Raw genomic sequence first — 25,287 nt, 5'->3', positions numbered from 1 at the left:
GAATGCAGAAATCGATATCATTTTTTGTCATTTTTTCAGTCCTTTGGGGTTCGTTATTTCTGTTTTCTATTATTGGCAGCTTAGGGACAACCCCGATTCCGCTGACAAAGGACGCCAAATTTCTCATGTCCAGCGTCATTCCTCAGGGCTGGGGCTTTTTTAGCAAAAATCCCCGTGATACTGCGATCGGATTATATGAGGATGGCGAAGAAAGCGCCAAGGTCAGCTGGCCCAATATGAGGGCTGATAATCTATTCGGCCTGTATCGGTATGGGAGATCTCAAGGCGTTGAAATGGGCGTCATCTACAGCCAAGTCGGCAAGGAACAGTGGACAGCATGTAAAGAAAATGACCTCGGCGCCTGCAAAAGCAAAGCCAAAACCGTGCAATTAAAAACACCCGCTCCCCGCCCGCTGCTTTGCGGCAGCTACTTTTTGACGAAAGAGGATATTGTTCCTTGGAGCTATTCTAAATACACCCCTTCGTCTTATCAGGTAAAAAGCATAGTCAAGGTTGTGATCTCATGCTCGAAAACATAAAACAGACCATCACCGGATGGGACGAAAGAAACCCGTGGACAAATGTATACGGCCTCGCGCGAAGCATTATTGCGCTATCCAGCCTGCTGACGCTGCTCGTCAATCATCCGAGTCTCATCATGAAGCCAGCGAGCGGAATCAGCAGTTATCCTGCCTGTAAAATGAATCTCAGTCTCTTTTGCCTCGGCGAAAATAACTATATGATGTTAAATCTTCTCAGATGGGTCTGCATTGTCATTCTGGTGCTTGTCGTGATTGGCTGGCGCCCTAGAATCACGGGGGTTCTCCATTGGTATGTGAGTTACAGCTTGCAGTCATCGTTAATCGTCATCGACGGAGGCGAGCAGGCAGCAGCTGTCATGACCTTTTTATTGCTCCCCATCACGCTGACCGATCCGAGAAAATGGCATTGGAGCACGAGTCCTCTAGAAGGCAAAAGAACACTTGGAAAAATTACAGCTTTTATTTCTTATTTTGTGATCAGAATCCAAGTGGCGGTGCTTTATTTTCACTCTACCGTCGCTAAGCTGTCTCAGCAGGAATGGGTGGACGGAACAGCCGTCTATTATTTCGCCCAGGAAAAAACCATCGGCTTTAACGGCTTTTTTCAGGCGTTAACGAAGCCGTTTGTGACAAGTCCATTCGTGGTGATTCCGACATGGGGGACGCTGTTGGTTCAGATTGTCATCTTTGCGGCGCTGTTCGCGCCGAAGAAGCATTGGAGATTGATTTTGATTATCGCTGTTTTTATGCATGAGATTTTTGCAGTCATGCTGGGCCTCATCAGTTTCTCGCTTATCATGGCCGGCATTTTGATATTGTATCTCACTCCTATCGATTCCACGATTCAATTTACATATATTCGCAGACTGTTGTGGAATAAAAAACAAAAGAAGGGAGAGGTTTCAGTTTGAAGAAGGCGTTTCTAGTGTTTTTGTCGGTTGTATTGGTGACGACTGTGTTTTTGGTGAAGCAGCAAGAAAGTGTGGCACAGGCAAAGCAGCTCGAGTATTCAGGTGAGGAAATTTTTAAAGGGTTTGTATTTGCTCAGGGGGAAGTAGGCAAACAGCTTCCAGAGGTCTTCAATAAAGCCATGACTGACAAACTCAACACAAAAGAGGCAAAGGCATTTGCCAATCAGGTTGTTGCTGATATTAAAAAAGAGGATGCTGACTTCTTTGATAACCTGAAGAAAGCTGTTTACAGCAAAGATGCATTGAAAGTGGATGAACTGCTGAAAAAAGCGGGTCAAATCGTTGAAGAAAAAGTGGAAGCCGCAAAGGAAATCGCCGCTTCCAAGGATGATACGTCCAGAGTTCAGGCCGAGCTCGTCAACACGGTCGATACCGCTAACTATTTCTATTATGTTTCTTATGTTGCTGCAGCCGGCGCCCTGATTCTGATCATTCTTGCCATTGATATTACGCCGATTGCGATTTCAGACAATGTCGATCGCGAAATGGCAATCAGAACGCTGGTTGATGAATTAAACTAGAAATAAAAAAAGGCTCGCTTTGCACTCCTGCTGCAGGCGAGCCTTTTTCATGCTATTTTTTCTCGTATGTCCATCCGTCTTCCTGATACACTTTTCCATTTTTCATTAAATGGCCGAGCGCGCGTTTAAAAGCGGCCTTGCTCATGTTAAAACGTTCTCTGATATCGTCAGGCTGGCTTTTGTCGCCGTAAGGCATAGCGCCGTTTCTTGTTCTTATATACGTCAGAATGTACTCGGCATCTACAGACAATGCATCCTGTTTTCTCGGAAGCAGCGACATATTGACTGAACCGTCTTCTTTTACTTGAATCACCCGTCCCGTGATTCTTGAACCGAGTCTTGGCTCCTCTTTTCTTTCTGACGGATGGATAAAACCGCGGATACCGTCGTCCGTGATAATGAATGAACCTGTTGCGATCAGTCTATACACCGTACCTGTCAGCTCTTTATTCATCAGATCCTCTGAGGCATCGGTAAACAGTTCGCTGATGATGTCTTCCGGCGCTGGTTTGGCAAACATGCGCCCCCGGTTCGTCACTTTCAGCATACAGTAGAGCTTGTCGCCTTTTTGCGGCCACACATCTTCGTATGGCGGCAAATGCTCAGTTGCAACAAGCGCGTCCTTAGATAAACCGACATCAACGAATACACCCATATCTTCCACTTTATCCACCACTTCGACCCAGCCGTACTCATCCGCGCTGATGACCGGAATTCTCATCGTGGCCGCAAGCCTTTCCTGCTGATCGACGTATATAAAAACCTCTACTTCGTCTCTGTCCTCGATATCCTCAGTTATTTCACTGTTATGTAAGAGAATCGTGTCTTCTCCGTCGGTTAAAAAGTAACCGAAGTCCGTTTGGTGATCTATACTCAAGGTTAATTGCTGCCCTGGTCTCATGCTATCGTCCTTCCTGTTCCGCTTATTTTTCTGCGGATGCTGTTAACATTTTTTCCAATCATCACAAATTGATTCTTTGTTCTGTTGGAAGTTTCTCTTTATTCTACTATAATCAACACATAAGTTAAATGTTATGGAGGTTTTCATATGGCAAAAGAAAGTTCATTTGATATTGTATCCAAGGTGGAATTGCCTGAGGTGCAAAACGCGATCCAAATCGCATTGAAGGAAATCAGCACACGCTATGACTTTAAAGGAAGCAAAAGCGACATTTCTTTAGATAAAGAGGAGCTTGTCCTTGTTTCCGATGACGAATTCAAATTAAGCCAGCTGAAAGATGTGCTGGTCAGTAAATTGATTAAACGAAACGTGCCGACAAAAAACATTGATTACGGCAAGATTGAAAACGCGTTCGGCGGAACGGTGCGCCAGCGCGCAAAGCTTGTTCAAGGCATTGACAAAGATAATGCCAAAAAAGTCAATATGATCATCAAAAACTCCGGACTGAAAGTAAAGTCTCAAGTGCAGGATGATCAAGTGCGCGTCACCGGAAAAAACAAGGATGACCTGCAGCAGATTATCTCAGCTGTGCGGGACGCAGATCTGCCGATTGACGTTCAATTTATAAATTTCAGATAAATTTTCTGAATCCTATTGATTATTGTCTTTATTTTCGGTAAATTTGGAGAAAGGGAAAAAGCCCGGAATCTTTTGGCATTTCCTGAACACGAAAACTTCATATCCGTTCTTATCAAGAGAAGCAGAGGGACTGGCCCGACGAAGCTTCAGCAACCGGTGTAATGGCGATCAGCCATGACCAAGGTGCTAAATCCAGCAAGCTCGAACAGCTTGGAAGATAAGAAGAGACAAAATCACTGACAAAGTCTTCTTCTTAAGAGGACTTTTTTTATTTCTCTTTTTTCCTTGCTGAATGTGAATAAAGGAGGCAGACAATGGGACTTTTAGAAGATTTGCAAAAACAGGTGTTAATCGGTGACGGCGCCATGGGAACGCTCCTCTACTCCTATGGCATTGACAGATGTTTCGAGGAGCTCAACATTTCGAAGCCGGAGGAAATTCAGCGCATACATAAAGCGTACGTTGAGGCGGGAGCCGACATCATTCAAACGAATACGTACGGGGCCAATTATATTAAATTATCGAGACACGGGCTTGAGGATGACATTAAAAAGATGAATCAAGAGGCAGTAAGAATCGCGCGGGCTTCAGCAGGAGATGCGTACGTCCTCGGGACGATGGGCGGCATCCGCACATTTAATAAAAACGCGTACAGCCTTGACGAAATCAAACGCAGTTTTCGCGAGCAGCTGTACCTGCTGCTGCATGAAGAGCCGGATGGCTTGCTGTTAGAAACGTATTATGATTTGGAAGAAGCCCGTGAAGTGCTGAAAATCGCGCGCAAAGAGACTGGGCTTCCGATTATGCTCAATGTCTCTATGCATGAGCAAGGCGTACTGCAGGACGGAACTCCTCTTTCTGAAGCATTGCGATCGATTGCGGATCTCGGGGCTGATATCGTCGGCATTAACTGCCGGCTCGGCCCTTATCATATGATTGAAGCGCTCAGCGAAGTGCCGATTTTTGATGACGTGTTCTTATCAGTTTATCCGAACAGCAGTCTTCCTTCGCTTGAAGAGGGACGGCTCGTCTATGAAACTGACGACACGTATTTTCAAAACAGCGCGTCAGAATTCCGCAAGCAAGGCGCGCGGATTATCGGCGGCTGCTGCGGCACCACGCCGAATCATATCCGCGCGATGGCGGAAGCGGTTGGCGGGCTTGCTCCGATTACGGAAAAAGAAGTCAAAACCCGGGCGAAAGAATTTATCTCTGTTCAGCATGAGCGGACAGAGCCCGGCCTGAATGAGATCGCGGCGGAAAAACGCTCCATCATCGTAGAGCTGGATCCGCCGAAAAAATTGAGTTTTGACAAGTTTTTGTCCGCCGCTGCTGAATTAAAAGAAGCGGGAATCGACGCCCTGACGCTCGCTGATAATTCCTTGGCGACTCCGCGGATCAGCAATGTTGCCTGCGGCGCCCTTGTGAAGCAGCAGCTCGATATGCGCTCCCTTGTCCATATTACGTGCCGTGACCGAAACATTATTGGCTTGCAGTCACATTTAATGGGCCTTGATACGTTAGGGCTGAATGACGTGCTGGCCATTACAGGCGACCCTTCTAAAATCGGGGATTTCCCGGGGGCGACGTCTGTTTATGATTTAACATCCTTTGATTTAATCAGGCTGATCAAACAGTTCAATGAAGGGCTGTCCCTGTCTGGAAAACCACTTGGCAAGAAAACGAATTTCTCAGTCGCCGCCGCATTTAATCCTAATGTCCGCCATCTGGATAAAGCGGTAAAACGGCTGGAGAAAAAAATAGATTGCGGCGCCGATTATTTTGTTTCACAGCCTGTCTATTCCGAGCAGCAGCTTGTCGATATCCATAACGAAACAAAGCATCTGAAGACGCCCATCTATATCGGCATTATGCCGCTCACAAGCAGCCGGAATGCTGAATTCATCCACAATGAAATTCCCGGGATTAAGCTGTCAGACTCCATTCGCGAAAAAATGGCTCTTGCAGGTGAGGATAAAGAGAAGCAAAAAGCGGAAGGTCTCGCAATTGCACGCTCCCTGCTGGATGCGGCATGCGAGCTGTTTAACGGCATCTACTTGATTACGCCTTTTCTCAGATCTGACTTAACCGCTGAGCTCACCTCGTATATACAGCAAAAAGACGAACAACGCCAAAATATTTATTTGCGTTAAATATGGCTGCCTGAGTCAATCAGGCAGTCTTTTCTAATCGGATTCATGTTACGATATAGAAAACTTTTTAAGAGGAGGAACATCATGCTTGAAGTTAAAACCATTTCCGCGGAAGATACATACGACATCCGGCAGCGCATCCTGCGTCCCCATCAATCCATCGAACAATGCAAATATGAACAGGACCGTGCGGAGGGCGCTTTTCATCTCGGTGTATTTTTTGAAGGAACGCTCATCAGCATCGCTTCTTTTTCCCCTCAACATCAGCCATTATTAACAGCCACCTCCGCATACCAGCTGAGAGGCATGGCGACGCTTGAAGGATATCGCGAACAAAAAGCCGGCAGCGCGCTGATCAAACACGCGGAGGAGAAACTGGCCGAGAGAGGCGTACAGGCGGTCTGGTGCAATGCAAGATACCATGTCAAAGGCTACTACGCAAAGCTTGGCTGGAAGGAACTTGGCGAACCATTTGAAGTTCCCGGCATTGGCACACATATCGTCATGTACAAAAAACTCGGAACAAGCAGGTGAACTGTGTGAAGGTAATGGAAGAGCTGATTGAGCTTCATGAAGAACATATTCCCGGCCTATTGCGGCTTTGCAGGCAAGCCGGGTGGCCGGATTATGGCGAACAAGAGCTGAAAATGCTTTTCCAACAAGGACGCTTTTTCGGTTATCAAAATGTCCGCGGAGACATCATCTCCTGTATCGGCTTGTTTTTGTTTGGCCGTCTTGCTTCTATCGGACTCGTCATCGTGGATAAGGAATACAAACGGCTCGGTCTCGGGCGCCGGATGGTAAACGCGTGTATCAGCCAAACGGATGAAAGCACCACCATCAGGCTTTGCGCCACAAAAGAAGGTTTGCCGCTTTATGAAAAGGCAGGTTTTCATACGGCGGGTTCAGTCCGAAAGTACAGCTGTCACAGTTTTCAACCGATTGAAAAGCAAGATCACCTTGATGCAGAACTGGCATCCTTTAGAGAACAAGATTTTCAAGAATTAGCCGCTGCCGACCTGGCAGCCTTTGGCGGAGATCGATCAAACCTTATGCAGCAGCTTATTTCCATTTCAAAGGAATGTATTATCGCCAGAAACAACAAGGGTCAGCTGATTGGCTACGGCCTTTCTGTACAGACACCTGCCAATCTGAAATTCGGCCCCCTCATCGCCCCATCGTCAGACGTTGCTGCAAGATTAATCAACAGGCTGGCCGACGGCAAACAAGGGCCAATGCGCATCGATATACCGGCTGAACACACGACTCTGCATGACAGACTGGAAGCGATGGGCTTTCACTTAGACGATGAGCCCCCGCTCATGCTTTACCCAAATAAGACACTGCCCGCTAGAAACGGACAATTATTCGCCTTGATCTCACAAGGGCTCGGCTAACCCTCTTTTTCCCGAACAGGTATTTTCTGTTCGGTTTTTTGCTGTCTGAACGTTGAATAAATGAAGCTATCAGGGACATTCTAAGCAGAAGAAAAGGAGTGTGCTCTGAGATGGAATCATCAAAACAAAATAACGGAATGACGATTGTTGCAATCGGTTCAATCCCTTTAATATTAACACTTGGAAACTCAATGCTTATTCCGATTTTGCCAAAAATGCAATCTGAACTTCATTTATCTCAATTTCAGGTCAGTCTCGTAATCACAGTATTTTCCTTGATTGCGGCGTTTGCCATTCCGATTGTCGGTTATCTCGCCGACCGATTCTCAAGGAAAATCATTATTATCCCTTGCTTATTTCTGTATGGTGCCGGCGGCCTGTTAGCCGGTTTTGCCGCAGGTTTTTTTGACAATGCATACCCTTGGGTCATGGCAGGACGGGCGCTGCAGGGAATCGGAGCAGCCGGAACGGGCCCGATTGCCATGGCGCTGACGGGTGATCTGTTTAAAGGCGCCCAAGAAAGCAAGGTGCTCGGCCTCGTTGAAGCCTCAAACGGCATGGGAAAAGTGCTTTCGCCAATCATTGGATCGCTTATCGCTTTGCTTGTTTGGTATGGCGCGTTTTTTGCCTTCCCGGTGTTTTGTATCATTTCGATCGTGCTGACTTGGATTTTTATTAAAGAAAAGAAAAAGGAAAAAGAACCGCCCCCGATCGGAAAATATGCGAAAGGCCTGTTAAGTGTTTTTAAACATGAAGGCAGATGGCTGTTTACCGCTTATTTAGCGGGTGCGACTTGTTTGTTTACCTTATTCGGGATTCTCTTCTACCTATCTGATGTCCTCGAAAAAACATACGATACCGATGGCGTCAAAAAAGGCTTGATTTTGGCGATTCCGCTTTTGGTCATGTGTGTGACGTCCTATACAACCGGAAGCAAGATCGGGAAAAAGCAATCGTTAATGAAAAAGCTGATCGTTCTCGGATTGGCCTTTATGACTGTTTCTTATGCGTCATTGTCTTTCATTGAGAATCTTGTGTTTTTTATCAGCGTCCTTGTGCTGAGCAGTATAGGCTCAGGCCTTGTCCTTCCTTGCGTGAACAGCTTTATTACCGGGGCTGTCGGTAAAGAAAGAAGGGGATTTGTGACCTCGCTGTACGGATCGGTTCGTTTCTTAGGGGTTGCCATCGGGCCTCCGATTTTCGGCCGCCTGATGCAATGGTCCAGACCCGGCATGTTTTTAAGCATTGCCGGATTGACGCTTGTTGTCGGCATTCTCGTGATTTTGCTCATCCATGTGAATCAAGACAAAGAAGAAACAAAAGAAAAAGAAGATCCTAAAATGTCTGGCAATCGGCTTCAGCCAGCTGAGGAAAGGTAGTATCCAGTTTGAAAATCGAACGGATTGAGACCTTTCCGCTTTTGCATCGATTAGAAGAGCCGTACGGAGACGCAAACGGATTGAAGCGCTATCGAACTTGCTATCTCATCAGAATTGTCACCGAAAGCGGGATTGACGGCTGGGGAGAGTGTGTTGATTGGCTCCCGGCTCTCCATATCGGTTTTACCAAACGGATCATTCCCTATCTTTTAGGAAAACAGGCCGGCAGCCGACTGCCATTAGTGCGCACGATTCAAAAATGGCATCAGCGGGCGGCTTCCGCCGTAAGCATGGCGCTGACAGAAATTGCAGCCAAAGCTGCGGATTGTTCGGTTTGCGAACTATGGGGCGGGCGGTACAGAGAAGAGGTCCCTGTATATGCCTCTTTTCAATCGTATTCAGAGCACCCGCAATGGATCAGCCGATCCGTTTCCCGAGTAGAAATCCAGTTAAAAAAGGGCTTTAAGCAAATCAAAGTCAAAATTGGCGGGACTGCTTTCGAGGAAGATGTACGGCACATTAACGCACTGCAGCATACGGCCGGCAGCTCCATTACGATGATTCTGGACGCGAACCAAAGCTACGACGCCGCGACCGCTTTCAAATGGGAACGCTATTTTCATGAGTGGATGAACATTGGCTGGTTCGAGGAGCCTTTGTCCTTTGATCACCCGCAGGATTACGCGTTGCTGCGCAGCCGTTTATCTGTTCCTGTTGCCGGAGGAGAAAATATGAAAGGCGCGGCCCAATTTGCGCCCCTTCTTTCCCAGCGGTGCTTGGATATCATTCAGCCCGATGTCATGCATGTTAACGGAATCGATGAATTCCGGGACTGCCTCCAGCTCGCGCGTTATTTCGGCGTCAGAGCATCCGCCCATGCCTATGATGGATCGCTCTCACGCCTATATGCTTTATTTGCACAAGCTTGTCTGGCTCCATGGTCTAAAATGGAAAACGATCAAATTGAACCGATTGAGTGGGACGTCATGGAGAATCCTTTTACAGAACTCATCGGCCTCCAGCCTTCAAAAGGACTGGTCCACATCCCGAAAGGCAAAGGCATTGGCTCAGAAATCAATATGGACATCGTCAATCGCTACAAGTGGGATGGCTCAGTCTATTAAGCTGGGCCATTTCTTTATTTGCAGACATAAATCATGGACAGCCTCATAAAATGGAAACAGCGGACAAGTCTTTTCATAAAGGAGCAAACGACTTAATGGCTGAACTGCTGATGAAAGCAAAACTCACGTTTATGATTGTCGCAGGCGGCGTATTACAGGGACTCGGCATGTCCTTGTTTTTATTTCCGCATGATATTCCGACAGGCGGGGCAGCAGGTATCGCGGTGCTATTGCATTATCTGTTTCAAATTCCTCATGGCTTTTCAGTATGGGCCGTGAATGTGTCGATGCTTTTTACCGCTTTAAAATGGCTGGAGATGAGAACATTCACCGGCACCCTCGCCTCGATTACCGTCACCTCTGTCTCGGTATTGATCTTTGATGTGGTTTTACCGGATATCACATCAAACCTGTGGCTTGATCTGGCAAGCGGCGCTGTGTTATTGGGACTCGGCATCGGACTTTTATACAAATATAAAATTTCAAACGGAGGATTCGGAGCCCTTGCCCTGATGATTTCCATCTACCGCGGCGGGAATCCCGGAACGATCCTGCTCTTCATGAATTGCATCATTTTTATGGTTACTGCGTCTATTATTGACTGGGGCATCGTCATTCAAGCTTTGATATGCCAAGTCATATCGACAAGAGTCATCGACTTCATCTATAACATCCGTCTGACTTCACTCCCCTATCTCACGCCTATGTACCGCCATAAAAAATAATAGGCAGAGGCTCTCTCACGACGAGAGCCCCGCAGCCGCCGTTTTACAAATAAAAGGTATCGGATCTTAACCCTAAACGCAGCGTCTCCAACGCGATTGCATCTTGAAATGGGATATTGGCCAGATTCACATTCGACCCGATCCTATGGATAAACCCATGCTGGAGCGTTTTGTTCGGCGCTTCAAAAATCAGCCGGGTCATATCAATATCTGAGGAAATGATGTCATCGACAATTTGAAACCTAACATCGCCGCTTCTCAAGCAGATTCCTCCTGTCCCGCTTTCCCTGGCCTCCGTCATCACTTTTTCCGCGCCCGCTTCCATATCCTCAACGATATACTCAAGCCATTCCTCAGAGCTTTGCCGGCTTGATAATTCCGCATCCTTACTGCCCACTTCGCTGAACACATGAAATTCATCGGAAAAATCGGCAATATAAGCCGCTTTCTCTTTATTTGTCATGGGGAGCGTACCGTTTGAAATCTCAATATATTCACAGCCGAAATAGGTGCAGTACCGATGAAATTCATTCACTTTTTTCTGGCTTACATACTTCTCAAACAGTGTGCCGCCAAAGAAAAATTTAATGTCATGCTCTTTCAGCGTGCTGATTTTCCCTTCAAGATCTTTCGTAAGTAATGATGTGCCCCAGCCGAATTTCACAAAATCAATATAGTCGGACGCCGCGGCTATTACATCTTTGAAAAAATGCAAAGGATAGCCGTTATCGATTAAAATGGTCTGCCCGGTTTCTCTCGGCTTGCTTGTTCTCACTGGCAATTCTAGTGAAAAATCATTCATATTATGACCCTCTCTATCGTTGGAACTTCGCTTTCTTGTTTCACTTTCATGACGAAATCGCCTGTCAATTCTTTTGTACAGTATACGATGTCTTCCGAATCAAACAATGGCTGGCGGCAGTCAAAAAATTTCTCCGCAACAGATGAGCGTTTTATTCTTTCAATAGCCTCCGCAGCCGTTGCCTCATTTGTCTCTTCAATGATGCCCTTTATATACTGCGCACACGCCATGTCGTCATCACCTGACGGATGGGAAGCGACAATGTTCATGACACAATCCTTTGCCGCGAGCGTTTTCACATGCTCTGCAGTTGTTCTGGCGTTTGAAAATCCGGTCACGAACAGATGCTTGGCGTTCAGCGCCCCTAACGCCGCTGTGACGCCGTTTGTTGTCTTCTGGATCAGGCGCTTATCCGCCATATCCTGCTCCGCCATACGTTTTGGTGAATTATCCAAATCAAACCCGCTGATACCGACCCCCTTTTCTTCTCCCGTCAATACGTAATCCGGATAGGTGTCTTTCAGCGCAAAGGCTTCGTCAGCTGTCCGGACCAATAAAATTTCTTTCGCCCCGCCGATAAACGCATAATGGGCGACTGTAAAGGCTCTGATGACATCAATGACGATATTAATATCCGCCGGGGCAAGCGAATGATGATGCCCCTGATAAATGGTAATCGGCATAACACCTCTCCTTGGGCATAAAACCATTTTGCTTAAAAGCATATTCAGCTGGTCTCTTAATGGTTCCGCCCCTCATTTTAGGCGGACGCCGCACCTAAAAACCTGAACCTTTATGCAAAAAATGAATAGTCTGCCTATAACTCGATCAATAGATTAAAACAGACAGATGCAAACGGGGGGAAAACGTTGAACGAACAAATCATCACATATGATACATGGAACGACACGCAGGCCAAACAGATAACGGGTCAATTGATCGATGAGCTCGATGTGCTGAAATGGGCTTACCGAACATACGGGGATAAGATTGTGTACGCGTGCAGCTTTGGTGCAGAAGGGATGGTGCTTCTCGATTTATTATCAAAAATCAACAAAAACGCGCACATCATCTTTTTGGATACAGGGCTGCATTTTCAAGAAACATATGAGCTGATCGAGAACGTCAAAGAGCGATATCCGAGCTTGAGAATCCAGCTACTCCAACCCGAGCTGAGCTTAAAAGAACAGGAGACGCAATACGGCGAAGAACTGTGGAAGCATAACCCTAACCTATGCTGCCAATTGAGAAAAATCGAGCCGCTGAAAAAGCACCTGTCCGGCATGACAGCTTGGATTTCAGGGCTGCGCCGGGAGCAGTCGCCTTCAAGAAAGCATATTCAATACGTGAATCTGGATCAGAAGTTTGAGCTCATTAAAATTTGCCCGCTCATCCACTGGACATGGGGTGACGTTTGGACGTACATCCGCCTGCACAATTTACCTTATAACAAACTGCACGATCAACATTACCCGAGCATAGGCTGTGAAATGTGTACATTGCCTTCCTCGGACCCGAACGATGAGAGGGCCGGAAGATGGGCCGGACGGGAGAAAACAGAATGCGGCCTGCATCAAGAATAATGGCCGGCATGTCCTTGTTGAAAGAATGTTGAACGCTGCTTTAAAGCTTTGAGCAAGCGCAGAAAAGAGAACAAAGGAAACGTAAAAATGGAGGTTGAACACGTTGAATGGAAACGAGCCCCATGGAGGGGTGTTAATCAACCGCTGCGATCCCGCATGCCATTTTGAAGGGTGCACGTGCGAAGCGGAGCTGGATCAGCTTGCACTGAGCGACCTGGAGCTTATCGCGATCGGCGGCTACAGCCCGTTAACTGGTTTTTTGGGAGAAAAAGATTATCATTCTGTTGTGAAAGAGATGAGGCTGGCAAACGGCTTACCGTGGAGCCTGCCGATTACGCTCCCTGTCGGAGAAGAAACAGCAAAACAGTTGTCTGCCGGAGATCGCGTCAAGCTTGTGAAAGACGGCGTTGCCTACGGCATGATCACAGTCATTGATATATACCAGCCTGATAAAACACAAGAAGCACTGTCTGTTTTTAAAACAAGCGATCCTGCCCACCCAGGCGTAAAAAAACTGCTGGAGCGTCCGGATTACTATATCGGAGGGCCTATCACGGTGAGCCGCCTACCCGACAAAACCTTCGAACAGTTTTACGCAGCGCCTGCAGAAACAAGAGCGGCCTTTAAAAAACTCGGCTGGCACACAATAGTCGGTTTTCAAACCAGAAATCCTGTTCACAGAGCGCATGAATACATTCAAAAAACAGCGTTAGAAACGGTCGACGGTCTGCTGCTTCATCCGCTCGTCGGAGAAACGAAGTCAGACGATATCCCAAGCGATATCAGAATGGAAAGTTATCAGGTTTTGCTTGATCACTATTATCCAAAGGATCGCGTCATGTTATCGGTCTTCCCTGCCGCCATGCGGTATGCAGGTCCGCGGGAAGCGGTTTTCCACGCGCTCGTCCGCAAAAATTACGGCTGCACCCATTTTATTGTAGGCCGTGATCACGCGGGTGTCGGCAGCTATTACGGAACGTACGACGCACAAACTATTTTTCAATCATTCACAGAGGAGGAACTGGGCATCAAGCCCCTGTTTTTCGAGCACAGCTTTTACTGCCGGAAATGCGGAAACATGGCCACCTCGAAAACATGTCCGCATAGCCAAAGAGACCACATCCACTTATCAGGCACAAAAGTAAGAGAGCTTCTCCGCCAAGGAAAAAAACCGCCTAAAGAATTCAGCCGGCCTGAGGTCGCAAACGTGCTGATCAAGGGTCTACACCAACAGCCCGTTGCCATCCAGCAAAACAGCGGGGGATTGCAATGACGCATAATCCGAACATCATTTGGCACCCCGCTGCAATCTCAAAGTTTGACAGACAGTCCTTAAACGGACACAAAAGCTGCGCCCTCTGGTTTACCGGGCTGTCCGGCTCAGGAAAATCAGTGCTGGCCAATGCCGTTGATGAAAAGCTGTACCGTATGGGCATTCAGAGCTATGTGCTTGACGGCGATAATATCCGCCACGGCTTAAACAAAGATCTTGGTTTTCAGACTGAAGACAGGATTGAAAACATCCGCCGGATCGGAGAAGTGGCGAAGCTGTTTGTCGACAGCGGGCAAATGATTTTAACGGCTTTTATTTCTCCATTCAGAGAGGACCGGGACATGGTCAGAGCGCTATTCCCTGAAGGAGAGTTCTTCGAAATTTATGTGAAGTGCCCGCTGCATGTTTGTGAACAGCGCGATCCGAAGGGACTTTATCAAAAAGCGCGAAACGGAGAGATCAAACATTTTACCGGAATCGATTCTCCGTATGAAGAGCCGCTTTCACCGGATTTGATCATTGAGTCAGACCAGACATCTATTTCCGATGGAGCTGATCTGATCATTACAGAACTGCAAAATAAAGGCATCATATGAAAAACCCGATCAATATCGGGTTTTTTCTCATGATTTGGCAAACTGCGCAATCAAACTGTTGATCTTCTCTTTTTCCTCATAAAAAGCTCCGTGCCCGCTTTTTGCAAATGGAACCCATTCAGACTGCTTGATGCCGCGCTTCAATTCTTTTGCAAAATCAAACGGCGCAATTTGATCCTTTCTCCCGTGCAGGATCAGCGCAGGCACCTTGATTGACGCAAGATCCTTTCTGAGATCCTCGTCTCTTAATGCAATGCCTGAGTGGATCGTCCCATAGGAGGAAGCCTCCAGCATCAAATTGAGAAACCACTGTCTGAGCTCTGGCGACACTTTTTTCTCAAAAAACCGTGTCCCTAAATCAGCAAGTGTTTTGGGCCGATCCATTTTGAATTGTTCGATCATATCGTCAATATCCTGCTTCCTCATTCCGTACGGATAACCCGGGCGTTTTGTAAATGCGGGGGCCGCTGCCGACAATAAAATCAGCTTACCAATATCGGCTCCGTCATGCCTTGCCATATAACGGATTGCAATTGCGCCGCCCATCGAAAAACCGGCAAGAATCGCGTTCTCAAGCTGCAGTGTATAAATGACAGCTTTGACATCATCGGCCATCGTGTCATAATCGTAGCCTTCCCATGGGCGGTCAGATTGCCCATATCCCCGTAAATCAACGCCGATAAAACGGAATCCTCTTTTCGGAAGCTCATTCATTTGATATTCAAACATCTTATGATTCAACGGCCACCCGTGCAAAAAGATGATCGGCCTTCCATGCCCGATATCCTCTACAAACAGTGTCACATGCTCCTCGGTTTTGATGTAATGCCCCATTCCGCACTCCTCCTGTTCCCTTTTCTTTCCCGGTCTGTAAACGCCTTGACGTACAGGAAGCTTTCCATTTATGCTTACAAAACAAGCGGGCTGCCATACCAAGAAAAGGCTCTTCATGATTCACTATATGTAGCAATTCCCGTAACGATCTATTAAATTGATCCCGGAGGCTTCTGGTTTTCGGGCAGCAAAGGATGTCATCGCATGAATAAAATAGTGATTCAAAAACCTCATATACCGGAAAACCTGCAAACCGCAGATTTCCATAAAAACGCGGTGCAGGATGATGTAATCAGCATGCGCTTGTTTGAAGATTGTACAATCTGCGGCGAAGATATTGAAAAACTTTGTGTGGAAAAAACGGTATTCAGAAATGTCGTATTTATTGATGTGTCTTTCCGGCAGATTGAACTGACCGATGTGATCTTTGAAAAATGTGATTTGTCAAACACCGATTTCAGCGGGGCTGTCATCCACAGAACTTCCATTAAGCAATCAAAAATGGTTGGAATGAATGTGGCGGAATCAACGCTGCGGAATGTTTCATTCGAGGAATGCCACGGACATTTCAGTTCATTTTCTTACTCAAATATGAAACAAGTTCGATTTGATCACTGTGCCCTTATGCAAAGTGAGTGCAGCAATATGACGCTCCAGCAGACACACTTTGACGGGTGCGAACTGGAAGGCGCCAGCTTTACCGGCACGTCCCTTCAAAATATGGACATCAGCACCTGCCGTTTTGAACAGCTTCATGTCTCCCTCGACAAATTGAAAGGCTGCAAAATCGCGCCGGAGCACGCGATGGCTTTCGCCAGGGCGCTGGGAGCTGTCATTGTATAACAAATGTTAGATCATCAGGCGGCGGGCTGTATCGGCTGCCGCTTTAATGCCTGTTTCCAAATCCGCAAGAGATGCATAGGAATATGACAGCCTGATGCTGTTGCGATCTTCGCCGTTATAAATAGAACCGGGATTCACCAGCACCTGCTGTTTCAGCAGTTCATGAAAGAAACGGCTGACAGGCAAGGGTTTGTGAAATGTCACCCACATATAAAAGCCGCCGGCGGGAATCCGCCACGTCGCGATGTCCCCGGCATACCGCTCGAGAAACTGAACTGCCGCATCTCTCCTTTGTTTTAAAACCCCGCGTATCCATGTCAGATGCTCTTCATAATACCCCTGTGACAGCCATTCGGCTGCCGCCCACTGGGACAGGCCGCTCGATCCGTAGTCTGTCTGCATTTTAATGTCCGCCAGCCGTTCAATGACCGGCTCCGGTCCGGCCAGCCAGCCGATTCGCAGGCCGGGGCTCACTGTTTTTGAAAACGTGCCCACATATAAAATATTGCCTTCATGATCCATTGCTTTTAACGGTTGAGGCGGTTTTTCTTCAAACCATAATTCACCGTACGCATCATCCTCAATGATTGGCAGCTGCTCTTTTTTTGACAGGCCAATGATCTCTTCCCTTCGCTGCTCTGACATAACAGTGCCCGTCGGATTATGAAACGACGGAATGGTGTAAAGCAGCTGCCCTCCGTACTGTTTTCGATAAGAAGAAATAAGCCCCGCCTTGATTCCCGCTTCATCCATCGGCATGCCGCGAAGCCGCATCCCCGCTGATTGAAACACATGCAAAGATTGAAGGTAGGACGGCTTTTCCGTCAAAATGACTGAACCTCGTTTTAAAAGCCCGATCGAGATAAGCTGAAGCGCCTGAAGCGCGCCGGACACAATTAAAATCGCTGACGGTGATACATGGATCTGCTTGCCTTTCAAATGATCCGCCACCGCCTCCCGCAGCTTACGATTTCCTTTCGGCTGCTCGTATCCTAAAGACAGGGCGTGCGGATTGATCTGCTGAAACATCCGGCGCATTGTGCCAGCAGGCAGCAGGTCCGGTGAAAGCTCCCCTGTGCCTAATCTGATGATATCCGCTCTTGGTTCGTTTTGATTAATCTCCTGGATGATGGAAGAATTAGGGTGATGAATACCTGAACGGACGTAATTGCTCCAATCGAGAGGAGGCTCAGCCGCCAGCACGCTCCACGTACTGTTTACAACCTTCGTGCCGCCACCTCTTCTCCCCTCAAACAGGCCTTGAGACGTGAGTTCATCAATGGCTGCTGTCACTGTGCTGCGGTTCACTTGAAACATGTCGGCCAGCGTTCTCTGTGAAGGGATTTTCGTCCCTACAGCCCACTCTCCGTGAAGAATTTTGTCTTTCATGTACTGTTCGATCTGCCGATGCAGCGGAACATCCGAATATCGGCTTGGCCGCCATTGCGACAAGTTCATCCCCCCCTCTTTTCTTCACATTATACATTTGGCTGGTCTTAAACCCAACCAAATGGCCGGAGACTTAGGAAAAAATCTCCCTTATGATTGAAAAAACAGATGTGAAGGGAGTTTTTTCAGTATGAATGCAATCATTCACGGAGTTGTGCTTGCCTTTGGCTTAATTTTGCCGCTGGGAGCGCAGAATGTATTTATTTTTCAGCAAGGGGCATGGCAAAGGCATATTTGGCGGGCACTTCCCGCCGTCATCAGCGCGGCTGTCTGCGATACCCTATTAATCGCATTAGCCGTTGCGGGTGTATCTGTCATTGTTCAGCAGCTGCCTGTGTTTGAAACAGTCATGATGGCCGGGGGATTTTTGTTTCTCCTCTATATGGGCTGGGTGACTTGGAACAGCCGTCCGAAAGCAAACCAAAATGAGAAAAATACGTTCACAGCTAAAAAACAAGCTGTGTTTGCGGCCGCCGTTTCTCTTTTAAATCCGCACGCCATTCTGGACACGATCGGCGTCATTGGCACAAGCTCGCTCCAATACTCGGGGCTTGAGAAATGGCTCTTTATGGCCGCCTGCATCGCTGTGTCTTGGTTTTGGTTTATCAGTCTTGCGATAGCGGGCCGGCTGTTTCAGACAATGGATACGAGCGGCAGGCTTATGCTGATCGTAAACAAATGCTCGGCAGTGGTGATGTGGGCAGCAGCAGGATATTTCGGAGTATCCCTATTAAGAAATTGAAGGGAAAACAAAAGAGACAGCGAATGTCATAGAAAAGGAGGCAATGCTGATGACTGATGCTAAACAGTTTTATGACTACCATTCCTGGGCGAACAAGCGAATCTTGAATCATATCGAAAGCCTGCCGGAGGAAACAGCTTATCAAGAAGTAAAGAGCGTATTCCCTTCTGTCAGCGACGTGCTGCTTCATATGTGCAGGGCTGACTACATTTGGCTGAAAACTCTTTCAGGAGCAACCTACCAAGAGGTGATAGACAGCGTCGGAAAATTCGAGGCCGCGCATCGTGATATGGCAGTGATTAATGGGCATTTTTCTGAACTGGAGGCACAGTATCACGATTTCTTCAGCCGCCAGACGGACTTTGAACAGCAGGTCTTATTTCAGCATCCGACACACGGGACACTCGTAACAACTTATACAGGCGTCATCCTGCATGTCGTCAATCACGGCACGTATCACAGAGGGAACGTGACCGCCATGCTGAGGCAGCTTGGCCATCCAGGCGTACCTACTGATTATGTATACTATTTATATGAGAAGAAAGAAAGCAAGGGCTAAACTGTCCTTGCTTTTTTGATCGGAAAGATGTGCGGGAGTGCCGACGCCTATAAACGAATATGAGCACTTTTCACATCCAGCTGTACAGGCCTGCCGCTTCGATACGATTGGGTCGCGGCAATGCCGACTTCTAAATTGATCGTTGCATCGACATCTGTCACAATCGGTGTTTTTCCATCCCGGACACACTCGGCAAAATGCTGAAGCTCTAAGCAGTAGGCTTCATGAAAACGAGTTTGAAAGTCTGGGATAATGTCATAGCTGCTCCCTTTCGCCGACAGGATGGTCACGTGTTGATTTCTCAATGTCCCTATGAAAATACTGCCCTCTGTCCCGATAACTTCCGCCCGTATGTCATGTCCGTATGAAGAAGTTCTGCTTGCCTCGACGTCCCCCGCTGCGCCGGAGTCAAATTCTATATATGTCAATGCCTGATCCACATCGCCGTACTGCTCCATAAACGGATTGTTCAGGATCCTGCCGTGTCCGGAAACAGAAGTGATCTCTGCTCCGAGCAAATAACGGGCAATATCATAGTCATGGATGGAGCAGTCTATAAAGATCCCGCCGCTGTGTTTGATAAACGCTGCCGGAGGCGTTCCTTTATCACGCGTAAAGCCTTTATAATAGATGGGTTTGCCGATTTCTCCAGCGTCGATCCGCCGTTTGGCGTCTGCGTATGCGGGATCGAATCGCCTCATAAAGCCGACTTGGCAAATGACACCTGTCTCTTTCACTTTTTCAGAAACCGCTTTTGATTCCTCAAGGCTTAATGTCAGCGGTTTTTCAACGAATATCTGCTTGCCGTTCTCCGCTGCTTTGATGATCATATCGCTATGTGTGCTTGTCGGCGTTACGATAATGACAGCATCAATGCCGGGATCTTCCAATATCTCATACGGGTCCTCTGACCACTTTTCAATACCGAATTCTTTGGCAACTTGCTCCGCTCTCCCTTTCAACGGATCACCGACACTGACCAGCTTTGCCCCCGGAACACTTGTGACGAGGTTTTTCGCATGATTATAACCGAGCCTTCCTAACCCTAATACAGCGCATCTTACTTGATATTCCACGTCCCATCCTCTCCTTTATCGCATTTTGGAACCGCCTTAAGAAAGCGCTTTCTATCAACAGCTAAAAAACAGCGCTCCAATCCGCTTTAACACGTTGCGCAAGCGCTTTCTCAAAAGATGGTTTCATTTTACAATGTCTTTTCCCTGCACGCAATATGTTTTTTGGCTTCAACTGTCAACATGAAAAAACCCGCTCATTAGCGGGCTCAAGTTTTGAGCGGTGATGTGGAATGTCTGACCACAAGCTCAGGCGGCAGCACGATTTTTTGTTTCGTCTTTCGTTTTCCTTCGATGGCTTCGGCCAGCAGTTCGGTGACGCTCCGCCCCATATCTTTAATCGGCTGGGCCACGGTCGTCAGGGGCGGGGCCGCCATTTCTGCAAGTATCGTGTTATCAAAACCGATAATCGAAAGGTCGTCCGGCACTTTTATGCCTCTTATCCTCGCAGCTTGTATGGCGGCACAGGCCAGTACGTCGTTGAAGGCAAAAATAGCCGTCGGGGCGTTCCTGTCCAGCAATTTTCCCGCTTCTTCCTTGCCGCTTTCCAAAGAAAATCGCGTCGGGACGATAAGCGATTCATCGACAGGCGCGTTCGCCTCCTCCATCGCCTGGCGAAAGCCTTTGATTCTGTTTTTTTCACCCGTCGTTGACCCGTCTCCAACAATGCAGGCGATGTTCGTATGGCCGAGTGACAGAAGATGCTTGGCAGCCTCGTACCCGCCGCGAATGTCATCCATCACGACAATATCCATCGGGAGCAGCGGCTTATCCTGAGAAATCATGGCAAGCGGGATGTGTTCGCTGGCGATTTCCTCCAAAGCAGACATGCTGACATGGTTCTCAATCCCTGTCGCAAAAATAATGCCGTCCACCTTTTTCTGCTTCAGGACAGAAAAATATTTTGTTTCTTTTTTCGAATCGTAATCGGTGCTGCAAATCATCATTTGAAAACCGAGCTCACCCGCCCTTTCCTCAATGCTTTTGGCAAGTTCGCCGTAAAAAGGATTTGAAATATCAGGCGTCACAAGAGCGATCATATTCGTTCGTTTTCCCGTTAACGCCGAGGCGTGGACATTGGGCGTGTACGCCATTTCTTTCATGACAGTTATCACCTTCTGCCGCGTTTTGTCACTGATTCTGCCGGTATTGTTAATCACACGCGACACAGTTGTGATCGAGACACCCGCCGCCCTTGCCACATCGTAGATTGTTGTTTTCATATTCATCCCTCGTCTGGTTATTGAACTTTCCTGCTGACAATTTTCCGGTATTCAATTGGTGAAATGCCTTCTATCTGCTTAAAGAGTTTTGAAAAGTATGTCGGGTCTTCCATTCCGATCATTTCCGCAATAACGCCCATTTTATCGTTTGTAGAGGATAAAAGTCGCTTCGCTTCCGTCATTCTCACCCGGTTCGTGTATTGTGCAGGCGTAACGCCAAGCACCTGCTGCATGCAGCGGCTCACATAATCCTGATGATAGTGAAGGGCGAGCGATAGATCCTTGATTGTTGTCTTTTCTTTATAATGCTCCTGTAAGTACCGGGCCGCCTCCCAGGCAACCCGCTCTTTCGCAGACGGAATTTGAAACGCCTCTTTTTGAAGATGCAGCATCAGCTCTTCAAATAAGATTTGTTTTCTAAGCGGCAAATCGGAGTTTTCCGCGGAGTAATCGATCAGCCTTTCAAACTGCTGCGCCATAAACTGCGGGCGCTGCACCTTGCCTTTTCTCGGCAAAGCCAGTCCGTAGCGGGCCGGCTCCTCGAAGCTCCCTTTTTCCTGCTGAAGCTCAGACCAATTGCTGCCTCCCTTTGCCGTAAATTTATACCGATGTTCATCAAAGTGAAGCCAATAATAGGAGGCTGCTTCATCACTGCCCTTCGTCCCATAGTGTTCAAGACCGGGAGAAAGCAAGATGTACTCGCCCCCTTCAACTGAGAACGATTTTTCATTTTCCGTAATATATAACGTTCCCTGCTTGACGTATATCAGGTCAAACACAGAGAATACTCGTTTCACATGGGTTTCTCCCTTTTTAAAAACCCCTTCTCCGGCTGCGATAAATACCGGAAATGGCGGGACTGTAAACTGGATGCGGGGCATTTTGATCATCCTCCTTTTTAAGTCGGATTTTTGCAAGAAGTATCGTTTCTCTCCCTTTTTATTATAGGAAAATGGAGGTACACTTTAAAACGTTGATTTTATTTACGAAAGGGGTTAGACACAATGAAACAAGCTGTCTTCAAATCAACTGCTTTGAAAAAACCCGCTGACAAATCGTTCTCATTATTTTCGCTTACTTGGCCGATCTTTATCGAGGTCTCATTATATATGTTTATGGGTAATGCCGATACACTGATGCTCAGCCAATACTCAGATAACAGCGTGGCAGCAGTCGGCGTCAGCAACCAGATTTTGAATTTAATTATCGTGATGTTCAGCTTTATCGCAACAGGAACGACCGTTATCATTTCACAATTTTTAGGGTCACGGCAAAAGAAAGAAGCCATGGAAGTCGCTTATGTGTCAATCGGCGCCAACTTCTTCATCAGCCTTGCCATCAGCGCCCTCGTCTTTTTCGCGGCGGTCCCTCTCCTTCATATGATGGGATTATCAAACGAACTGATGCCTGATGCGAAAGTTTTTTTACAAGTTGTCGGAGGTCTGTCCTTTATTCAGGCTTTAATTATGACGTTCAGCGCGATCTTAAAAAGCTACGGCTACACAAAAGATACAATGTTTGTCACAATCGGCATGAACCTTTTAAACATTGCTGGAAACTTTATTGTGATTTTCGGCCTGTTCGGCTTTCCTGTTCTCGGCGTTGCCGGTGTGGCGATATCTACATCTATCGCCCGCGTCATCGGATTAATCGCGATGATTGTCATTGTCAACAAACGCATTCAGCTGAAATTGTCGTTGAAAAAAGTCTTTCATATGCATAAAGAGCATCTGCGCAAGCTGCTGAAAATCGGCATCCCTTCTGCGGGAGAACAGCTTTCATATAACCTGTCGCAAATGATTGTCACTTATTTTATCGCCATCATGGGCGCGCAGGCTTTGACAACTAAAGTGTACACGCAAAATATTACGATGTTTATTTTGCTGTTCGGCACCGCGATCAGCCAAGGCACACAAATTTTAATCGGCCGCTATATCGGCGGCAAACAGTTTGACGCCGCTTATGAACGCTGTATGAAGAGCCTATACTGGGCCCTCGGAATTGCGGCGGCAACGTCTGTTTTAATGACGATCTTTTCCAAGGATCTCATCGGCATCTTTACACAAAGCCCTGATATTATCGCGACTGCAAGCTTATTGATTGCGATGACGATTATTCTTGAACCGGGCCGTTCATTTAACGTCGTCATTATCAACTCCCTGCGGGCGGCTGGCGATGCGAAGTTCCCTGTCTACATGGCAATGATTTCGATGTGGGGCATCGGGCTCCCGCTTGCCTATCTATTCGGCATCCACCTCGGTTTCGGTCTTGCCGGCATTTGGATTTCCTTTATCGCGGACGAATGGGTCCGGGGAATCTTAATGTACAGAAGATGGCGCTCACGTATCTGGATTCAAAAAGGCATGGCGTAACACCCGGTTCAAGGCCGGGTGTTTTTTAGATATCAGAACGCTTCGTTCTCTGTGACAGTGTATTGATGTTGAAAGACATCGTATTGCTCCGACCGGATTTTTTCTAAAACAGCACGGTACAAATGAAGAGCGGCTTTCACCGTTTTTTGCGAATACATTGGGAATAGCGACAAGGCATCCTGGCACTCTTCAAGGTAGGCTTCCGCTTCAAAAGCGATATACTCCCATGTCATGGTGAACGGCTTATTGACGACGCCCTTCTGAAGATCGTCCTCTGTATATCCAAATTGCTGCATCACCTGCCGAGGGATGCGGCTTTTTTGCTGTTGATCCGTGCCGATATCTCTTAAGATTTGAATCAGCTGTATAGCCAAGCCGAGAGAGACGGCTGCTTGTTTGAGCTGATCTTGGTTTCGGCGTGTCAGTATCGGCAGCAGCATCAATCCGGCCGCACCACCCGTCTGATATGCGTGCATGAGCAGTTCATCAAGGCTTTCGAACGGTTTATCTTCCGCTTTCTGTCCGGCAATGAACTCACGGAACGGCCCGCTGTCCAATGTAAAGGTCTGATACGTATGGCCGAAAGCCTTCCATAAATAATCATTTCCGTTATATGTCCCGGAAAAAACCTGTTCCGCCTCAGCTTCCATGGCAAATAACGCCTTCTCATCCGCACTGGCCGCCGTATGGCAAAACGCCATGACCGCCCAAGCGGCCTGTCTTTGCTTCAGCGGCAGAAACGAGAATGCTTTGTAGCAGGCTGGTTCGCGGGCGCTGACGATCTGCCCACACTGCTGATAGGCTTCTTTTATCTCTTTCATTTCTTTTCACTCCTATGTATCACTGCTTCTTCAAGTCTATTATGTTTTCTCCCAATTGTATATGAAGAAAAAGCCGATTCCCACTTTGTAAAAGATAAGTGAGTGTATGTTTTTATGATGACAGCTAAACTTGCCTTTCATGTCACAGGCAGGTTACTTCAATAAAAGGAGGAATGTAAGGGAAAAAGGATAATTGTTATTTGATGTATCCTATTATTGGAGTGATTTAAGTGATAAAATTTTTTGAGTATAACTGGCAGGTAAGAGATGAATGGTTTACTTGGTGTCATCAACTATCCACTGAAGAGTTACTGAAAAACCATCTTGGTGGGGTAGGAAGTATTTTATATACCCTTTTTCATATTATTGACGTGGAATATAGTTGGGTTCGTGCTATCCAAGGGAAAGAAGATATCGTTGTTCAGTTCGCTGATTATCATACACTAGAGAAGGTTCAATCCCTTTCAATTAGTTTCCGAACTGACATTATTGACTTTTTAGAAACAAATTCAGATGAAATAAAAGATGAACTTGTAAGCGTTCCTTGGGATAAAGAGGTTTTATATACGAGAGATGATATATTACACCATATCATTGCTCACGAAATTCACCATATTGGCCAACTTTCTGTATGGGCTAGGGAATTAAAATTAAGCCCTATATCAGCTAATTTCATTGGGAGAAAATTGAACTATTGAAGTAACGGGGGCTTTCGTGCAACAACAAGTCGAAATTGGTTCTGCAGTACAAAAAAAGGATAAGTAG

The 25,287-nt window shown here is 47.0% G+C and carries 24 protein-coding genes, 3 pseudogenes and 1 riboswitch; of the genes and pseudogenes, 18 read left to right on the top strand and 9 right to left on the bottom strand.

Features of this window, described 5'->3' with window-relative positions; translation table 11 throughout:
- The first annotated feature begins 2 nt into the window (after window positions 1–2).
- From ABZM97_RS06115 to ABZM97_RS06105, 3 genes are read left to right on the top strand one after another with little or no spacing between them, the layout of a single operon-like run.
- Complete coding sequence (locus tag ABZM97_RS06115) at window positions 3–539, top strand: SdpA family antimicrobial peptide system protein (RefSeq protein ID WP_087993605.1); 537 nt, start codon at window positions 3–5, stop codon at window positions 537–539.
- Window positions 524–1,453, top strand: coding sequence for a sporulation-delaying protein SdpB family protein (locus ABZM97_RS06110; RefSeq protein ID WP_019258031.1), 930 nt, complete (start codon window positions 524–526; stop codon window positions 1,451–1,453). Before ABZM97_RS06115 ends, ABZM97_RS06110 begins: the two co-directional genes overlap by 16 nt.
- Window positions 1,450–2,034: a sporulation delaying protein family toxin gene (locus ABZM97_RS06105; RefSeq protein WP_003239365.1), complete on the top strand. Its 585-nt coding sequence runs from the start codon at window positions 1,450–1,452 to the stop codon at window positions 2,032–2,034. The genes ABZM97_RS06110 and ABZM97_RS06105 overlap by 4 nt, the downstream gene beginning before the upstream one ends.
- Window positions 2,035–2,086: 52 nt before the next feature.
- Here the strand turns inward: ABZM97_RS06105 and ABZM97_RS06100 are convergent.
- Window positions 2,087–2,984, bottom strand: a pseudogene (locus tag ABZM97_RS06100) (S1 RNA-binding domain-containing protein).
- A gap of 98 nt (window positions 2,985–3,082) precedes the next feature.
- On the opposite strand from ABZM97_RS06100, the gene ABZM97_RS06095 reads away from it, so the two are divergent.
- From ABZM97_RS06095 to ABZM97_RS06065, 7 genes are all read left to right on the top strand, one after another.
- Window positions 3,083–3,574, top strand: coding sequence for a YajQ family cyclic di-GMP-binding protein (locus tag ABZM97_RS06095; protein ID WP_087993607.1), 492 nt, complete (start codon window positions 3,083–3,085; stop codon window positions 3,572–3,574).
- A 106-nt stretch (window positions 3,575–3,680) separates the two neighbouring features.
- A riboswitch (SAM riboswitch) is annotated at window positions 3,681–3,798 on the top strand.
- Between the two features lie 90 nt (window positions 3,799–3,888).
- Complete coding sequence (locus ABZM97_RS06090) at window positions 3,889–5,727, top strand: bifunctional homocysteine S-methyltransferase/methylenetetrahydrofolate reductase (protein WP_087993608.1); 1,839 nt, start codon at window positions 3,889–3,891, stop codon at window positions 5,725–5,727.
- An 84-nt stretch (window positions 5,728–5,811) separates the two neighbouring features.
- Window positions 5,812–6,261, top strand: a complete 450-nt coding sequence (locus ABZM97_RS06085; protein WP_087993609.1) for a GNAT family N-acetyltransferase — start codon at window positions 5,812–5,814, stop codon at window positions 6,259–6,261.
- Between the two features lie 5 nt (window positions 6,262–6,266).
- The gene (locus ABZM97_RS06080; protein ID WP_087993610.1) at window positions 6,267–7,124 is read left to right on the top strand and encodes a GNAT family N-acetyltransferase; all 858 of its coding nucleotides are present in this window, start codon (window positions 6,267–6,269) and stop codon (window positions 7,122–7,124) included.
- Between the two features lie 110 nt (window positions 7,125–7,234).
- Complete coding sequence (locus ABZM97_RS06075; protein ID WP_087993611.1) at window positions 7,235–8,503, top strand: MFS transporter; 1,269 nt, start codon at window positions 7,235–7,237, stop codon at window positions 8,501–8,503.
- Between the two features lie 8 nt (window positions 8,504–8,511).
- Window positions 8,512–9,627, top strand: a complete 1,116-nt coding sequence (locus ABZM97_RS06070) for a mandelate racemase/muconate lactonizing enzyme family protein (protein WP_367387307.1) — start codon at window positions 8,512–8,514, stop codon at window positions 9,625–9,627.
- A gap of 95 nt (window positions 9,628–9,722) precedes the next feature.
- Window positions 9,723–10,352, top strand: coding sequence for a YitT family protein (locus tag ABZM97_RS06065; RefSeq protein ID WP_087993613.1), 630 nt, complete (start codon window positions 9,723–9,725; stop codon window positions 10,350–10,352).
- 43 nt (window positions 10,353–10,395) lie between these two features.
- Here the strand turns inward: ABZM97_RS06065 and ABZM97_RS06060 are convergent, their stop codons facing one another.
- Entirely contained in the window at window positions 10,396–11,154 is a 759-nt protein-coding gene (locus ABZM97_RS06060; RefSeq protein ID WP_367387306.1) for a phosphosulfolactate synthase, read from the bottom strand.
- Complete coding sequence (locus ABZM97_RS06055; RefSeq protein WP_087993615.1) at window positions 11,151–11,837, bottom strand: 2-phosphosulfolactate phosphatase; 687 nt, start codon at window positions 11,835–11,837, stop codon at window positions 11,151–11,153. Before ABZM97_RS06055 ends, ABZM97_RS06060 begins: the two co-directional genes overlap by 4 nt.
- 186 nt (window positions 11,838–12,023) lie before the next feature.
- On the opposite strand from ABZM97_RS06055, the gene ABZM97_RS06050 reads away from it, so the two are divergent.
- The 3 genes from ABZM97_RS06050 to cysC all read left to right on the top strand — a co-directional run bounded on the left by ABZM97_RS06050 (window position 12,024) and on the right by cysC (window position 14,606).
- Window positions 12,024–12,737 (top strand): phosphoadenylyl-sulfate reductase, encoded by a 714-nt coding sequence (locus tag ABZM97_RS06050; protein ID WP_087993616.1) that lies wholly within the window; start codon window positions 12,024–12,026, stop codon window positions 12,735–12,737.
- Between the two features lie 103 nt (window positions 12,738–12,840).
- Window positions 12,841–14,010, top strand: a complete 1,170-nt coding sequence (gene sat / locus ABZM97_RS06045; RefSeq protein WP_087993617.1) for a sulfate adenylyltransferase — start codon at window positions 12,841–12,843, stop codon at window positions 14,008–14,010.
- A complete protein-coding gene (cysC, locus tag ABZM97_RS06040; RefSeq protein WP_087993618.1) occupies window positions 14,007–14,606 on the top strand; it encodes an adenylyl-sulfate kinase in 600 nt (199 codons plus the stop codon). Before sat ends, cysC begins: the two co-directional genes overlap by 4 nt.
- A gap of 27 nt (window positions 14,607–14,633) precedes the next feature.
- Here cysC and ABZM97_RS06035 read toward each other — a convergent pair whose 3' ends face one another.
- Entirely contained in the window at window positions 14,634–15,440 is an 807-nt protein-coding gene (locus ABZM97_RS06035) for an alpha/beta fold hydrolase (protein WP_087993619.1), read from the bottom strand.
- Between the two features lie 204 nt (window positions 15,441–15,644).
- Between ABZM97_RS06035 and ABZM97_RS06030 the strand changes: the two genes are divergently transcribed.
- Window positions 15,645–16,283: a pentapeptide repeat-containing protein gene (locus ABZM97_RS06030; protein WP_087993620.1), complete on the top strand. Its 639-nt coding sequence runs from the start codon at window positions 15,645–15,647 to the stop codon at window positions 16,281–16,283.
- Window positions 16,284–16,289: 6 nt separating this feature from the next.
- Here ABZM97_RS06030 and ABZM97_RS06025 read toward each other — a convergent pair whose 3' ends face one another.
- Entirely contained in the window at window positions 16,290–17,741 is a 1,452-nt protein-coding gene (locus tag ABZM97_RS06025) for a PLP-dependent aminotransferase family protein (RefSeq protein ID WP_202328465.1), read from the bottom strand.
- 83 nt (window positions 17,742–17,824) lie between these two features.
- Between ABZM97_RS06025 and ABZM97_RS06020 the strand changes: the two are divergent.
- Together ABZM97_RS06020 and ABZM97_RS06015 are read left to right on the top strand one after the other, a co-directional pair.
- A pseudogene (locus tag ABZM97_RS06020) lies at window positions 17,825–18,474 on the top strand (LysE/ArgO family amino acid transporter).
- Between the two features lie 49 nt (window positions 18,475–18,523).
- A complete protein-coding gene (locus tag ABZM97_RS06015) occupies window positions 18,524–19,033 on the top strand; it encodes a DinB family protein (RefSeq protein WP_367387305.1) in 510 nt (169 codons plus the stop codon).
- A gap of 47 nt (window positions 19,034–19,080) precedes the next feature.
- Here ABZM97_RS06015 and ABZM97_RS06010 read toward each other — a convergent pair whose 3' ends face one another.
- The 3 genes from ABZM97_RS06010 to ABZM97_RS06000 form a co-directional block, all read right to left on the bottom strand.
- On the bottom strand, window positions 19,081–20,109 hold the full coding sequence (locus tag ABZM97_RS06010; RefSeq protein ID WP_367387304.1) for a Gfo/Idh/MocA family oxidoreductase: 1,029 nt from the start codon (window positions 20,107–20,109) through the stop codon (window positions 19,081–19,083).
- 206 nt (window positions 20,110–20,315) lie between these two features.
- Window positions 20,316–21,329, bottom strand: coding sequence for a LacI family DNA-binding transcriptional regulator (locus ABZM97_RS06005; RefSeq protein WP_367387303.1), 1,014 nt, complete (start codon window positions 21,327–21,329; stop codon window positions 20,316–20,318).
- 17 nt (window positions 21,330–21,346) lie between these two features.
- Entirely contained in the window at window positions 21,347–22,210 is an 864-nt protein-coding gene (locus ABZM97_RS06000; RefSeq protein WP_367387302.1) for an AraC family transcriptional regulator, read from the bottom strand.
- 123 nt (window positions 22,211–22,333) lie between these two features.
- On the opposite strand from ABZM97_RS06000, the gene ABZM97_RS05995 reads away from it, so the two are divergent.
- Window positions 22,334–23,701, top strand: coding sequence for an MATE family efflux transporter (locus ABZM97_RS05995; protein ID WP_087993628.1), 1,368 nt, complete (start codon window positions 22,334–22,336; stop codon window positions 23,699–23,701).
- Between the two features lie 32 nt (window positions 23,702–23,733).
- Here the strand turns inward: ABZM97_RS05995 and ABZM97_RS05990 are convergent.
- Window positions 23,734–24,545 (bottom strand): annotated as a pseudogene (locus ABZM97_RS05990) (phytoene/squalene synthase family protein).
- Between the two features lie 207 nt (window positions 24,546–24,752).
- Between ABZM97_RS05990 and ABZM97_RS05985 the strand changes: the two are divergent.
- Complete coding sequence (locus ABZM97_RS05985; protein ID WP_087993630.1) at window positions 24,753–25,220, top strand: DinB family protein; 468 nt, start codon at window positions 24,753–24,755, stop codon at window positions 25,218–25,220.
- The last annotated feature ends 67 nt before the right edge of the window (window positions 25,221–25,287 follow it).

Origin of the sequence: Bacillus vallismortis (assembly GCF_040784915.1) — a bacterium.
Lineage (GTDB): Bacteria > Bacillota > Bacilli > Bacillales > Bacillaceae > Bacillus > Bacillus subtilis_G.
Note: the sequence above shows the minus strand (reverse complement) of the source record. Positions and strands in the feature narration are given on the sequence as shown.